The organism is Sphingomonas faeni, from assembly GCF_023195535.1.
Lineage (GTDB): Bacteria > Pseudomonadota > Alphaproteobacteria > Sphingomonadales > Sphingomonadaceae > Sphingomonas > Sphingomonas faeni_B.
This window is the reverse complement of the sequence record NZ_JALPNF010000001.1, coordinates 273,454-287,706: the sequence shown is the minus strand read 5'-3', so window position 1 is coordinate 287,706 and position 14,253 is coordinate 273,454. Positions and strand designations below refer to the sequence as shown.

The following is a 14,253-nucleotide window of genomic DNA, read 5'->3' as shown; positions in this document are numbered from 1 at the left end:
GCAATCACTTCACCCGGTCAGGCCGCACCTTAATCAACCATGCCTTTGGAAACCCGGTCGGGTTCGCCACCCCGTCCAGCCGTCGCGCGCTTACCAGCGCCACACGTTTCAGGATCATCTGGTCCTTGAACGCGTCCATTCCACCGCCGGTCGGCTTGGCAAGGATGCGTTTCACCACGTCCATCCCCCCGACGACGTGCCCGAACGCCGCATAGCCGGGATAGCCCGCGCGCGCGTCCATGGCCGGCGCCGGGCCAACGGTGATGAAGAAATTGCCGCCCGCCGACGCCGGAGCCATCCCGCGCGCCATCGAGATCGTCGCGTCGAGATGCTTGATCCCCGTCATCGCGGTCGTCTCCAGCGGGAACGGCGGCAGGATCCGGCGGGCATCGGTGCGGATTCCGCCCTGGATGAAACCAAGCTTCGGCGACGATTTCTGACGGCTCGCACGGTAGAAGTCGGTCCCGTCGAACCGCCCGTCATCGACATAGGCCAGGAAATTTGCGGTCGTCTTCGGCGCATGGCGGGTGTCGAGCGCCAGCAATATTGGCCCCTCTGAGGTCACGAAGCGAACGCGTACGATGCCGGGTTTCGGTCCTGCGCGGTTCGGCTTTTGCGCAGATCCCGCCGTAGCGAGCGCCGCAACGGTCAAAAGCCCGATCGTCCAATGCCGCATTTTCGCTTGCTCACGCCTTTACCGATCGATGCCGGCTAGCGGTCGGTATCCGACGACGCAAGCGTCGACCCTTCGATCCTCCCCCGCCAGGGGGAGGTGGCAGGCGTCAGCCTGACGGAGGGGGCGGAACGGGAAACGCCCGTTTCGCAATCCTCCCCCTCCGTCGCCTTCGGCGCCACCTCCCTCTGGCGGGGGAGGATCGAACACTTAGGCCGCGCGCTCCATCTCCGGCGCGCACAGTCTGGCGCTCGACAAACCGCGGGATAGGCCCCCATTGCGCCGTCTGGTCGGGCAGGTCGACCATCGTCTCGTATATGAAACACCAACCCCATCCCTCGGGCGGATCATAGCCCTCGATGATCGAATGCCGCGTCGCATGAAAGTGCGCGGTCGCATGGCGGTGCGGGGAATCGTCGCAGCATCCGACATGGCCGCACTCCCGACACAGCCGCAGATGCACCCACTCGGTGCCGATCCGCAGGCACTCCTCGCACCCCTTGGCGCTAGGCGTGACCGACCGGATCGTATCCATATGCGTGCAGCCGCAACTCATGACGCCTCCCGTTCGGCCATGTCGGCCAGCGCGACATGGACCTGCGTGACCACCGCCGCGCCCTCGCCGACCGCCGCCGCGACCCGCTTGGTCGAGCCTGCGCGTACGTCGCCGATCGCGAACACGCGAGTCCGGCTCGTCTGCAACGCGAGCGCCGCTTTGCCGGTGACGATGAACCCCTTGTCGTCGGTATCGACGCAGCCCTGCAGCCAGCCGGCGTTGGGCTCGGCACCGATGAACAGGAACAGGTGACGCATCGCGCAGGGCTTAGTCGCGCCATCCAGCTGGCGAAACACCGCCCCGGTCAGTCCGGTCGCGCGGTCGCCTTCGAGACCGATAATCTCGGTGCCGACATGCAAGGTCACATTAGGCAGCGCCGCGATCCGGTCGATCAGGTATTTCGACATCGTCGCCGCGAGTGCCCGTCGCACGATCAAATGGAGGTGCTTCACGCGGGGGGCGAGGAAGACGACCGCCTGTCCTGCCGAATTGCCGCCGCCGACCAGCGCGACCTCCTCGCCCTCGCACAGCCGCGCCTCGATCGGCGATGCCCAATAGGACACGCCTGCGCCCTCGAACATCGCCAGATCGGGAATGTCGGGCCGGCGATAGCGCGCGCCCGACGCGACGATCACGGTCCGCGACCGGACCCGCTTGTCATCCGGCAGCGCGAGTACCAGCGGATCGTCCGCCGGCCGCGCGTCATCGCAATCGAGCCGTGCGACCTCCAGCGGCACCGCGATCTCCGCGCCGAACTTCAGTGCCTGGTTGAACGCGCGGCCCGCCAGCGCCTGCCCTGAGATGCCGGTCGGAAACCCCAGATAATTCTCGATCCGCGCGGACGCCCCCGCCTGCCCGCCGATCGCGCGCTCGTCGAGCACGACCACCGACAGTCCCTCGGACGCGGCATAGACCGCCGCCGCCAGCCCCGCCGGCCCCGCCCCGACGATCGCGACGTCGTACACGGTGGCCGGATCGAGATCGGGCGTGATCCCCAGGCACGCCGCGACCTCGACATCGGTCGGCCGCTTGAGCACCGTCCCATTCGGACAGACCACCAGCGGCAGATCGCCGCGCAACACGCCGATCCGGTCGACCAGCGCACGTCCTTCCTCGTCCGACGCCGCGTCGAGCACGATGTTGGGATAGCCCGAGCGCGTGAGGAACCCCTGCAACCGGACGATGTCCGGGCTGCCCGGTACGCCGACGATCACGGTGCCGCCGCTGCCCTGCTCGATCAGCCCGACGCGGCGGAGGATCAACGCGCGCATCACGATCTCGCCGACATCCGCCGAACCGACCATCAACGCCCGCAGATGCGCCGGATCGAACGGCAGCGCGGTGCAGCCATCGGGGCCGGCGCGCCCGCCGGCGATCGACGGGCGACCGGCGAGCTGATTGACCTCGCCGGTCAGTTGCCCCGGACCATGCGTGGTGATTGGTGCCTCGTGGCTCAGCCCGTCACGCCGGATGACCTTGATCGATCCCGCGAGCACCAACCAAGCCGGCACAGCCTGTTCACCGATTGCGTAGATCTGCGCGCCGGGCGCAAAGGTTCTTGCCGGACCGCTCGCGAACCGCTTTGCCGTTTCAACCTGCTCGGCGTCCAGCACCGGAAACATTTGATGCTCGCGCGACGCGACGCTGTCGTTCGGGGTCATCTCGGGACCAGCGGCTCGAGACCGAGCAACAGCGTCGGGATCAGTTCGGACACGGTCGGGTGGATCGGCACCGCCCAGCGCAGCGCCGACACCGGCTGGTCCGCGTGCATCATGTCGAGTATCCCATGGATCGCTTCATCGCCGCCGGTGCCGAGGATCGCCGCGCCGAGAATCCGCTGCGTCTCCGCATCCGCGACGATCTTCATGAAACCCTTGGTCTCGCCCTTCTCGATCGCGCGCCCGACCCGCGTCATCGGCCGCGTCGAGACCAGGATCGGTCGCCCGCTCTTCTCCGCCTGCGCCTGCGTCATCCCCACTCGGCCGAGCGGCGGATCGATATAAAGTGCATAGCCGACTAGCCGCTGGCTCAGCGTCCGATCGTCGCCGTCGAGCAGGTTCGCGGCGACGATCTCGAAGTCGTTATACGCGGTATGCGTGAACGCGCCGCGCCCGTTGCAGTCGCCCAGCGCCCATATTCCCGGCACGTTGGTCTGGAGCAACTCGTCGACGATGACGTACCCCTTCGCATCGGTCGCGATCCCGGCCAGCTCAAGCCCGAGATCGTCGGTATTGGGCCGCCGACCGACCGCGAGCAGGACGTGACTGCCGACCACGACCGGCTCCCCCGCATGGCAATCGACCGATACCGCGACCCCCGCGTCGTGCGCTGCGAAGGCAATGCAGTTCGCCCCGATCCGCACTGTTACGCCCTCGTCCTCCAGGATCGCGCGGACCGCTTCGGAGACGTCGGCATCCTCGTGCGCGATCAGCCGCTCGCCGCGCTCGACCACCGTCACCGCCGCGCCGAACCGGCGATACATCTGCGCGAATTCCAGCCCGATATAGCTTCCACCAACGACAACGAGATGCTCGGGTACCGCCTGCAGCGCGACCATGTTGGTGTTGTCGAGATGCGGCACGTCGCCGACGCCGGGCATGTCGGGCACGCTCGCCCTGCCGCCGACGTTGAGGAAGATCCGCGGTGCGGTGAGCTCCTCGCCATCGACCTTGATCGTCCCCGGGCCAGTAAACCGCGCATGGCCGCGCAGTAGCGTAAGCCCCGCCATCCCCTCCAGCCACGTCTCGTTCCCGGTCCGCGCATCCGTGACGACCTTCCGCGCACGCGCCGCCACCGCCTGCATGTCGATGCCGACTTCACCGGTCCGGACGCCGAACTCCGCAGCCCGGCGCGCCAGATGCGCGGCGTACGCGCTGGCGACGAGCGTCTTGGTGGGCATGCAGCCGGTATTGACGCAGGTACCTCCGACCAACTTGCGCTCGATCAGTGCCACGGTCATTCCCGCCGCCGTCAATCGCCCTGCCAGCGGCGGTCCGGCCTGCCCGGCGCCGACGATGATCGCGTCGAACCGCCGCATCACAAGAGCGCGACGACCAAGACTGCGAGGCCGATCGCTAGCGCATCCTCGATCGATGCGGCAGATCGATCGCTTCCGAGCGACGCCGCCAACCTCGCCCTTAGCCTCGCGCCACCAAGTGTCCCCAGGACGGCACCGATGATACCGAGCACCATGCCGAACAGCGGCGATCCGGACGCGTAACCGATCGCGGCACCCGATACGGCGCCCGAGACAATCCGCACGCCGAACTGTACCGGCACCGTACGACTTGGCGTCGACGGCAGCTGGTCGGTGACGAGTTCGGCGACCGCAAGGATCGACAGCACCCAGGGCGTGAACCGCCATCCCAGAAAGGCTAGCCACGTTCCCTGCAAGGGTATCAGGCTCATCGAGGCGGCCCACGCGATTGCCGTGGGAGCGATCATGGCGCGCAATCCGGCGACGATGCCGAGAACCAGAGCGAGAACTAGCATTGCCGCCTCCTGCAACATTCCTTGGACGGACGCTTTCATGCTCGCTTCTAGCGGTCAATCGCCGATCTCTATCCCCGCAAGGCAGTGCTCCAACCGGAGAATGCGCGGTTTGGCGCTCGGGGAGGACAAACCGCGGCCGAAGTCGTTGCTAGGGCAAGACAAACCCGGATCAGGCGGACCAGACCGCCTTTGACGCTGCCGATCGGCAAAAGACAGCGAACGTCAAGAAGATCAGTCCATTTCGGGTGCGAAACGATTTTAGTTGTCGAAAGATGCTGGCCACCCAACGATTCGCCCGGTTCTCGGCGAGCATGACTGCGCATTTACGCGGCTAATGCGAGCAAGGCGAACGTCGCGAGCCAATGCTCTCCCATATAATCATCCGCGAGATGCGGCAGCGCCTCGGCCAGATGATCGTCCGCCACCGATCGCGCACGCGCCGGATCGGGCAACGTGTCGGCAATCGACCGCCATCCCCAGGCGCGCGACAAATTCACACCGTCGAGATGCGCAAGCCGTCCGTCCGACCGATCGCTGACGATCGCCGGCGTACGCAGGCATGTGATTGTAGGGCCGAAAGGATCGGGCATGAAGGCCGTCAACCAAGCAGCGAAGTCACTGCCCAGCACGTCGCGCATCAGCACCGCCTCGCACAGGGTGGCGGACAGAAAATCCTCGCCGCTAGGCTCCCAGGGGCGGCAGTCGCGGTCTGCTCCGTACCAGTCGCGGGACCGGGTTTCGATCAGCGTCGCCAGCGCGGGGTCATGCGTCCGTGCCCATTGCAGCGCATGAACCAGCGCGAACGCCGTGCAGTCGTGCTTACCGCTGCGAACCGGATAGACCAGCTTCGGGAGATACGCGGTGAACCGCGCGGCAAAAGCACGCGCCAACGGCTCGAGTGCCGCTGCCCACGGACGGTCTGCCCGCACTGCGAGTTCGTCGTGCAACGCGAGCAGCCATCCCCATCCATAGGGCCGTTCGAAACCTCCGGTCGTCGGGCGTGACAGATAGGCCAGTTCGCCTGCTACCAGGTCAGGCACGAGCATCCGGTCCGCCAGCGCCTCGATCGCCGCGGCCTCCGGCATGGCTGGGAACAGGCGTGCCAAGCGCATCACCTGCCACCAGCCGTGCACGCAGCTATGCCAGTCGAAACTGCCGTGAAAGATCGGATGCAGCGTCTTGGGCAAGGCAAGATCGCCCGGACCGCCCAGCGTCTGGTCAAGCTTGTACGGCCATTCGCGGGTCAGATGTCCCAATGTCAGCGTCGCGAACCGCGCCGCGGTCGCCTGGTCGATCCCATGCCTCATTCGACTCTCCCAAACCCGCCCCCGCCGGGCGTTTCGATCACGAACACGTCGCCTGCGTGCATGTCGACCTTCGCGGTGGAGCCGAGCGGCTCGACACGGCCATCGGCGCGCTCGACCGTCGCAGAGCCGAGCCCGCCGCCTTCGCCGCCCGCCATCCCGAACGGCGGCACGCGACGGCGGTTGGCGAGGATGCAGGCGGTCATGTCCTCAAGAAAGCGCACGCGCCGTGTCGCCCCGTCGCCGCCAGGGTGCGCGCCGGCCCCGCCCGAGCCGCGGCGGATCGAGAATTCCTCCAGCAGTACCGGAAAGCGCGTTTCGAAGATTTCCGGGTCGGTCAGCCGGCTGTTGGTCATGTGCGTCTGGATCACCGACGCGCCGTCGAAGCCGGGGCCCGCGCCTGCGCCCCCCGCGATCGTCTCGTAATATTGGTGCGTGGCGTTGCCGAAGGTGAAGTTGTTCATCGTCCCCTGGCTCGCCGCCATCGCGCCGAGCGCGCCGAACAGCGCGTCGGTGACGACCTGACTGGTCTCGACGTTGCCCGCGACGACCGCGGCGGGATAGCGCGGGTTCAACATCGAGCCTTCCGGCACGCGGATCCTGACGCCGCGCAGGCAGCCGTCGTTGAGCGGCACGGCCTCGTCGATCAGCGCGCGGACGACATAGAGCACAGCCGCGCGGACGATCGAGACGGGGGCGTTGAAGTTGGTCGGGCGCTGGTCGCTGGTACCGGCGAAATCGACGTCCATGGTCGCGGCGGCACGGTCGACGCGAACGGCCACGCGGACCACCGCGCCGTCGTCCATCTCGTACGCGAAATCGCCGTCGTCGAGCGTCGCAATCAAGCGGCGGACGGCGGCGTCTGCGTTGGCCTGGACGTGCTCCATGTAGGCTGCGACGACGTCCGCGCCGTACTCGCCGGCCAGCCGGACGAGGCCGGTCGCGCCCCTCGTGCAGGCCGCGAGCTGGGCGGCGAGATCGGCGATGTTCTGGTCGATGTTGCGGGCGGGATAGGGCCCGCCAGCGAACAGCGCACGCATGTCCGCTTCGAGGAAGCGTCCTTCGTCGACCACCAGCACGTCGTCGAGCAGCACGCCCTCTTCCTCGACCGAGCGGCTTTCGGGCGGCATCGAACCGGGCGTGATCCCGCCGACGTCTGCGTGATGCCCGCGCGCCGCGACGAAGAAGGCGGCAGCTTCGGCGTCATCGGCGAAGACCGGCATGATGACGGTGATGTCGGGCAGATGCGTGCCGCCGCGATACGGGGCGTTGAGCGCGTAAGCGTCGCCGCGGCGGATACCGCGGCCGTCTGCGCCGCCGCCTCGTGCGTCGATGATCGTGCGGATGCTCTCGCCCATCGAGCCGAGGTGGACCGGGATGTGCGGCGCGTTGGCAACGAGGTTGCCGTGCGCGTCGAACAGCGCGCAGCTGAAGTCGAGACGCTCGCGGATGTTCACCGAGGCGGCGGAGCGCTGGAGGGCAGCGCCCATTTCCTCGGCGATGCTCATGAACAGACCGGCGAAGATTGCGAGGCGCACCGGATCAGATTCGGTGCCGATGCTCGCGCCGACACGCGGGGCGATGCGGTCGAGAATCAGGTTGCCGATCGGATCGACGCGCGCGCGCCAGCCGGGCTCGACGATGGTAGTCGAGACGCTGTCGAGGATCAGCGCGGGACCGTCGACGCAGTGTCCGACAGGGAGCCCTTCGCGTGCGAGGACAGGCGTGTCGTGCCACGCGCCGGCCATGTAAACGGGGGCGACGGACAGCGGCGCGGCAGGCTCATACGGGAACGTGACGAGCGCAGCATCGATCGGCGGGCTCTCGGCGATCGCCTCGGCGACGATCCGGTCGGCAATCAGCGGCGCTTCGCTGGCAAACCCGAACTGCGCGATATGTGCGGTATCGAATGCGGCGACCATCGCGGCCGGTTCGGCAAGATCGAGTTCGATCGTGTGGTCAGTCTGGCCCCTGCGAAGATGCACGCGGCGTTCGATCCGAACGTCGTCCGCCGTGACGCCCTGCGCCACCAGCACATCGCGCGCCGCCTCAGCCAACCCGTCCAACGCCTGCTCGATCGTGGCATAGTCCACAAACGACGCGCCCGACGTCGCGTCGCGCAGCACCCGACGATCGGCGAGCCCCATGCCATACGCCGACAACACCCCGGCCAGCGGGTGGATCATTACCCGGTCCATCGCCAGCGCATCGGCGACGAGGCACGCATGCTGCCCCCCAGCCCCACCAAAACACGCGAGCGTGTAGCGCGTCACGTCATGCCCGCGCGCGACCGAAATCGTCCGGATCGCGTTCGCCATGTTCGCCACAGCGACCGCGACGAACCCTTCCGCCGCGACCTGCGGATCGAGCGGCAATTCCGCGAACCGCGCCGCCACCGCCTCGGCGTCGAGCGGCTGGTCGCCTGCCGGTCCGAACAGCGCCGGGAAAAATTCGGGGCGCACCTTGCCGAGCATCACGTTGCAGTCGGTCACCGTCAGCGGCCCGCTGCGACGATAGCACGCAGGCCCCGGCACCGCGCCAGCGCTCTCCGGCCCCACGATCAGCCGCTCGCCATCGAACCGACAGATCGAGCCCCCACCCGCCGCGACGGTATGGATCCTCAGCATCGGCGCGCGGATGCGCGCACCGGCGATCAGCGTCTCGGTGTCGCGCTCATACGTGCCCGCATAGTGGGACACGTCGGTCGAGGTACCGCCCATGTCGAAGCCGATGACGTGCTCGAACCCGGCCTCGCGCGCGGTTGCGGCCATGCCGACGATGCCGCCAGCGGGACCCGACAGGATCGCGTCCTTGCCGCGAAAGCCCGCGCCGTCGACCAGTCCGCCCGACGACTGCATGAACAGCGCGCCCTGCCCCAGCGCGTCGTTCAGGCCTGCGACATAGCGACCGACGACCGGCGACAGATACGCATCGACGACGGTCGTATCGCCGCGCCCGATCAGCTTGATCAACGGCGCGACGCGGTGGCTGACCGAGATTTGGGTGAAGCCGATCTCGGCAGCGATTGCCGCCAGCGCTTCCTCATGCGCGGTGAAGCGATAGCCGTGCATGAGGACGATCGCGACTGCGCGCAGCCCGCTCTCGAATGCCGCCTGCAAGCCTGCGCGGGCCGCCTCCGCATCGAACGGACGAAGCACATCGCCGTCCGCGCCGACCCGCTCGTCGATCTCCACGACATGCGCGAACAAAGGCGGCGGCCGGTTCACGTCGCGCGCGAAAATATCGGACCGTTCCTGGTGACCAATCAACAGCGCATCGCTGAACCCGCGTGTGATCGCTAGGCAGGTCGGCTCCCCCTTGCGCTCGAGCAGTGCGTTGGTCGCGACCGTCGTGCCGATCCGCAGTTCGAGGGGTACGTCCGCGCCGTCGGTCAGCCGCCGAATCGCCTCGACCGCCGCGTCATCATAGCGTTCGGGATCTTCCGACAGCAGCTTGGCGGTGACGATCCGCCCGTCGGGTTGCCGCGCGACGACGTCGGTGAACGTGCCGCCGCGGTCGATCCAGAACTGCCATGCGGTCATCGGTCAATCAGCCAGAAACTGCGTCATCCGCGCCGCCGCGTCGGTCCACGCGACGTTGCGCTCGTCAAGCCACGCGTCGTGATAATAGGTGCAGCCATAGCGCTCGCCGCCGTCGCACAACAGGGTGACGATGCTCCCCGTCTGCCCCGCCGCTGCCATCTCCTCGATCAGCTGCGCGCAGGCCCAGAGGTTGGTGCCGGTCGAACCGCCAACCCGCCGCCCGAGCCGGTCCGACAGCGCGCGCATCGCGCCGATGCTGTCGCTGTCCTCGACCGCGATCATCCGGTCGATCACCGAGGGCAAAAAGCTCGGCTCGACGCGCGGGCGACCGATCCCTTCGATCCGCGACGCGCACCCCTCGGGCAGCGCGGTAACCGAGCGATCCGCGAAATGGCGGTGGAAGACTGAGTGGACCGGATCGGCGACGCATAATCTGGTGTCGTGCCGGCAATAGCGGATGAAGCGCCCAATCGTCGCTGACGTGCCGCCCGTCCCCGCGCCGCACACGATCCAGGACGGGCAGGGATGCTCCTCCTCGGCCATCTGCGCGAAGATGCTTTCGGCGATGTTGTTGTTTCCGCGCCAGTCGGTCGCGCGCTCGGCATAGGTGAACTGGTCGAGATAATGCCCGCCGGTCTCCGCCGCCAAACGGTGCGAGACCGCGTAGACGGTGCGCGGATCGTCGACCATGTGGATCTCGCCGCCGTGGAAGCGGATCGCGTCGAGCTTCGGCGCCGCGGTCGTCGCGGGCACCACCGCAATGAAGCGCAGCCCCACCATCCTAGCGAAATACGCCTCCGACACCGCGGTCGATCCCGACGAGGATTCGATCACCGTCGTGTCGGGCCCGATCCACTCGTTGCACAACGCATACAGAAATAGCGACCGCGCGAGCCGGTGCTTGAGGCTGCCGGTCGGATGCGAACTCTCGTCCTTCAGGTACAGCACGATGCCGGGGTACCGCGGCAAATCGACGCGGATCAGATGCGTGTCGGCGGACCGGTTATAGTCCGCCTCGATCCGCCGCACCGCGTCCGACAACCAGCGCCGGTCGACGCGTTTCGTCATCCTTGCAGCCCGTGACGGACCAGCATCGCGGTCGGCTCGGGATCACGCCCGCGGAACGCACGGAAGCTTTCCGCAGCCGGCCGCGTCGCGCCGCGCGCGAGCACTTCCTCGCGGAACCGGTCACCGGTCTTGCGATCGACGAGGCCAGCCTCCGCAAACGCCTCGAAGCCGTCCGCCGCCAGCAATTCGGCATAAAGATAGCTGTAATAGCCCGATGCATAGCCGCCCGCGAAAATGTGGCTGAACGCGTGCGGGAAGCGGTGCCATGCGGGCGGGCGGATCACCGCCACCTCGTCGCGCACCGCCTCGATCACCTCGATCGGATCGCTGCCCATCGTGCCGAGATGGAGCAGCAGGTCGAACAGCGCGAACTCGACCTGGCGCAGGATGAACATCCCCGCCTGGAAATGCCGCGCCTTCACCATCCGCTCGAACAGGTCGGCGGGCAGCATCTCACCGGTCTTGTAGTGGCCCGACATGCCGGTCAGCACGGCCTTGTCCCAGGCGAAATCCTCCATCAGCTGGCTCGGCAGCTCGATCGCGTCCCACTCGAAGCCATTGGTGCCGGCGATGCTCGGGCGGTTCACCTTGGTGAAGAGCAGGTGGATGCAATGCCCGGTCTCGTGCAGCAGCGTCGTCACGTCGTTGTGGCTCAGCAGCGACGGCGTCTCGCCGCCATCCGGCGCGAAATTGCAGACGAGATACGCGACCGGCACCGCCACGGTATTACCGTCGTGCAACCGCGGCCGCGCCTGCGCCATCCATGCGCCACCACGCTTGCCGGTACGCGCGTGGAGGTCGAGATAGAGTCCCGCGAACACCGTCCCGCTCTCGTCCACCACGTCGAAGAACCGCGCATCGTCGTGATACAGCGAAACGTCGTCGCGCTCGACGAGCGTGATGCCGAACAGCCGCTGCATCAGCGTCTGCCAGCCTTCCATGACGCGCTCGACCGGGAAATACGCCTTCACCACCTGTGCATCGACCGCGTAGCGATCCTGCCGCAACCGGTTCGACACGAAGCCTGCATCCCAAGGCTCGAAATCAGCGATCCCGAGCTGCTCAGCGGCAAACGTCTTCAGTTCGGCCAAGTCACGCTCTGCCGCCGGCTTCGCACGCCGCGCCAGATCGCGCAGGAACGCGATCACCTCGGCGCCGTTCGGAGCCATCTTGGTCTCCAGCGACCACGCGACCGGATCGGTGAAGCCGAGCAGCTTGGCGCCCTCATGCCGCAGTTCGAGGATCCGCGCGATCCGGGCGCTGTTGTCGAACTCGCCCGCGTTCGGCCCCTGGTCCGACGCCCGCGTCGCGAACGCGCGGTACACGCGCGCGCGCAACTCACGGTTCTCGGCGAAGGTCAGCACCGCGTTGACGCTCGGCTGCTGCAAAGTGACCAGCCAGCCTTCCAGCCCCTTCGCCTTGGCGGCATCCGCGAACATCGCCTTGTCCGCGTCCGAGACTCCGGCAAGATCCGCCTCGTCCGTCACCAGTTCCGACCAGGCATCGGTCGCATCCAGCACCGCGCTGCCGAACTCGTTCGACAGGCCCGACAGCTCGACCGAAATCTCGCTGAATCGTTCGCGCGCCTCCGGCTCCAGCGCCACGCCCGACAATTTGAAGTCGCGGATCGTCTGCTCGACCGCGACCCGGTCCTCATCCGACAACGAAGCGAACTCAGGCGACACGCTCAACGCCACGAACACCTCGTACAGATCGCGGTTCTGCCCGACCTTCAAGTCGTTCTCGACGAGCCGTTTCTGCCCCTCCGAATACGCCGCGCGCAGCTCTGGCGTGTCCGCCACCCCGTGCAGATGCGACACCGCCGACCAGATCGCGCCGATCTCGGTATTCCCGCGCTCGTACGGCAGCCACGCGCCCGCGAAATCGGTCGGCCGCGCGGTGGTCAACGCCTCGACCATCGCCTCATGCCGCGCGATCGCCTCGTCGAGCGCAGGCGCGATCTGATCGGGCGACAGTTCCGCGAAACGGGGCAGCGAAAGCGTATCGAGCAGCGGGTTCGTCGGGGCAGTCATGGGAAATCCTTCAGCATTCGACGACGTTGACGGCCAGGCCTCCAAGCGACGTCTCCTTATATTGCGAGCGCATGTCCTCACCGGTCTGGCGCATCGTCTCGATCACCGCATCGAGGCTGACGATATGGCGACCGTCGCCGCGCAGCGCCAGATACGCGGCGTTGATCGCCTTGATCGCGCCCATCGTGTTGCGCTCGATGCACGGAATTTGCACAAGTCCGCCGATCGGATCGCAGGTCAGGCCGAGATTATGCTCCATGCCGATCTCGGCCGCATTCTCGATCTGTTCGTTGGTGCCGCCGAGCGCCGCGACCAGCGCGCCAGCCGCCATCGAACAGGCGACGCCGACCTCGCCCTGGCACCCCATCTCCGCCGCCGAGATCGACGCGCGCTTCTTGTAGAGGAAGCCGATCGCCGCCGCGGTCAGCAGGAAGTCGTGTGCGCCCTTCGGTGTCGGATCCTTGGTGAACGTCTCGTAGAACCGCAGCACCGCCGGCAGCACGCCCGCCGCGCCATTGGTCGGCGCAGTAACGACGCGGCCGCCCGCGGCGTTCTCCTCGTTCACCGCCAGCGCGTACAGGCTCACCCATTCGAACACCGCGGACGGGTCGGCGGCGGTATCGCGTGCCTGCAATCCTTCGAACAGCGCCTTTGCCCGGCGTGGCACCTTCAGCCCGCCCGGCAATATGCCGCCCTGCCGACACCCGCGATCGATCGACGCGAACATCGCGGCGCGAACCGCGTCGAGGAACGCATCGGTCTCGCTATCCGGCCGCCACGCGATTTCGTTCTCGCGGACGATCTCGGCGATCGTCATGCCCGTGGCGTCACCCGTCGCGAGCAGCTCCGCGCCCGACGAGAACGGCCGCGGCAGGAGGATGTTCGCCTTGACCGGCCCCGACCCCGCCTGGACGATCGCCCCGCCGCCGATCGAGAAATAGGTGCGCTCGACGCTCCGCCCGTCGCCGAACGAGGCGGTGAAGGTCACCGCATTCGGATGCCCAGGCAGGAAGGTCTGCGCGTGGAACAGCAGGTGCTGGCTCTCCTCGAAGCCGATCTTGACCCGGTCGGCGAGCATCATCCGCCCGCTCGAGCGGATCGCGGCGAGGCGCACCGGGATCAGGTCGGGATCGATCGTCTCGGGCTGAGCACCGCTCAGCCCCAGCATCACCGCGCTATCGGTCGCATGCCCGCGGCCCGTCAGCGCCAGCGATCCATAAAGATCGACCCGCACCGCGACGGGCTGATCGTCCGCGACGAGATCGGCGAACAGCCACGCGGCGCGCATCGGCCCGACGGTGTGCGAACTCGACGGCCCGATCCCGATCGTGAACAGATCGAGGATGCTGATCGCCTGATGGCAATCGGGTCGAGCGCGCGTTTGCTCGTCTTGGCGATCGCGAATGAGTGGCTCCATCCCTTTGTCCCTATCGGCTTGATCCTGCGGAGGAAAGCAGCGGCGATCCATTCCTTGCCATCGGCCTTCCCAAAAAGAGCGCGTCGCGCGCCCCGGGTTCGAATTTCCTTTGGTTCTGCAAGGCACACCGATCCGATTGCACCCCCCGCACCCTTCGCCTATAGGCGC

The 14,253-nt window shown here is 67.3% G+C and carries 10 protein-coding genes; all 10 read right to left on the bottom strand.

Annotation, left to right across the window (positions count from 1 at the left end; translation table 11 throughout):
- Positions 1 to 4: 4 nt before the first annotated feature.
- Positions 5 to 676, bottom strand: a complete 672-nt coding sequence (locus SPHN_RS01105) for a peptidylprolyl isomerase (RefSeq protein WP_248520640.1) — start codon at positions 674 to 676, stop codon at positions 5 to 7.
- Between the two features lie 106 nt (positions 677 to 782).
- Positions 783 to 1,208, bottom strand: coding sequence for a UBP-type zinc finger domain-containing protein (locus SPHN_RS01100; protein ID WP_248521441.1), 426 nt, complete (start codon positions 1,206 to 1,208; stop codon positions 783 to 785).
- Between the two features lie 17 nt (positions 1,209 to 1,225).
- On the bottom strand, positions 1,226 to 2,890 hold the full coding sequence (locus tag SPHN_RS01095; protein ID WP_248520639.1) for an FAD-dependent oxidoreductase: 1,665 nt from the start codon (positions 2,888 to 2,890) through the stop codon (positions 1,226 to 1,228).
- Positions 2,887 to 4,269: an FAD-containing oxidoreductase gene (locus tag SPHN_RS01090; protein WP_248520638.1), complete on the bottom strand. Its 1,383-nt coding sequence runs from the start codon at positions 4,267 to 4,269 to the stop codon at positions 2,887 to 2,889. The genes SPHN_RS01095 and SPHN_RS01090 overlap by 4 nt, the downstream gene beginning before the upstream one ends.
- The gene (locus tag SPHN_RS01085; RefSeq protein WP_248520637.1) at positions 4,266 to 4,721 is read right to left on the bottom strand and encodes a DUF4126 domain-containing protein; all 456 of its coding nucleotides are present in this window, start codon (positions 4,719 to 4,721) and stop codon (positions 4,266 to 4,268) included. Before SPHN_RS01085 ends, SPHN_RS01090 begins: the two co-directional genes overlap by 4 nt.
- 323 nt (positions 4,722 to 5,044) lie before the next feature.
- Complete coding sequence (locus SPHN_RS01080) at positions 5,045 to 6,028, bottom strand: DUF2891 domain-containing protein (protein WP_248520636.1); 984 nt, start codon at positions 6,026 to 6,028, stop codon at positions 5,045 to 5,047.
- Positions 6,025 to 9,567: a hydantoinase B/oxoprolinase family protein gene (locus tag SPHN_RS01075; RefSeq protein ID WP_248520635.1), complete on the bottom strand. Its 3,543-nt coding sequence runs from the start codon at positions 9,565 to 9,567 to the stop codon at positions 6,025 to 6,027. The genes SPHN_RS01080 and SPHN_RS01075 overlap by 4 nt, the downstream gene beginning before the upstream one ends.
- 3 nt (positions 9,568 to 9,570) lie before the next feature.
- A complete protein-coding gene (locus SPHN_RS01070; RefSeq protein ID WP_248520634.1) occupies positions 9,571 to 10,635 on the bottom strand; it encodes a PLP-dependent cysteine synthase family protein in 1,065 nt (354 codons plus the stop codon).
- Complete coding sequence (locus tag SPHN_RS01065; RefSeq protein ID WP_248520633.1) at positions 10,632 to 12,668, bottom strand: M3 family metallopeptidase; 2,037 nt, start codon at positions 12,666 to 12,668, stop codon at positions 10,632 to 10,634. Before SPHN_RS01065 ends, SPHN_RS01070 begins: the two co-directional genes overlap by 4 nt.
- Before the next feature lie 10 nt (positions 12,669 to 12,678).
- Positions 12,679 to 14,085, bottom strand: a complete 1,407-nt coding sequence (locus SPHN_RS01060; RefSeq protein WP_248520632.1) for an L-serine ammonia-lyase — start codon at positions 14,083 to 14,085, stop codon at positions 12,679 to 12,681.
- Between the last annotated feature and the right edge of the window lie 168 nt (positions 14,086 to 14,253).

Bases quoted from the DNA above. Each gene is read 5' to 3' on its own strand.
- SPHN_RS01105 (WP_248520640.1), bottom strand. From the start codon at position 676: ATGCGGCATTGGACGATCGGGCTTTTGACCGTTGCGGCGCTCGCTACG.
- SPHN_RS01060 (WP_248520632.1), bottom strand. From the start codon at position 14,085: ATGGAGCCACTCATTCGCGATCGCCAAGACGAGCAAACGCGCGCTCGA.
- SPHN_RS01100 (WP_248521441.1), bottom strand. From the start codon at position 1,208: ATGGATACGATCCGGTCGGTCACGCCTAGCGCCAAGGGGTGCGAGGAG.
- SPHN_RS01095 (WP_248520639.1), bottom strand. From the start codon at position 2,890: ATGACCCCGAACGACAGCGTCGCGTCGCGCGAGCATCAAATGTTTCCG.
- SPHN_RS01075 (WP_248520635.1), bottom strand. From the start codon at position 9,567: ATGACCGCATGGCAGTTCTGGATCGACCGCGGCGGCACGTTCACCGAC.
- SPHN_RS01080 (WP_248520636.1), bottom strand. From the start codon at position 6,028: ATGAGGCATGGGATCGACCAGGCGACCGCGGCGCGGTTCGCGACGCTG.
- SPHN_RS01070 (WP_248520634.1), bottom strand. From the start codon at position 10,635: ATGACGAAACGCGTCGACCGGCGCTGGTTGTCGGACGCGGTGCGGCGG.
- SPHN_RS01085 (WP_248520637.1), bottom strand. From the start codon at position 4,721: ATGCTAGTTCTCGCTCTGGTTCTCGGCATCGTCGCCGGATTGCGCGCC.
- SPHN_RS01065 (WP_248520633.1), bottom strand. From the start codon at position 12,668: ATGACTGCCCCGACGAACCCGCTGCTCGATACGCTTTCGCTGCCCCGT.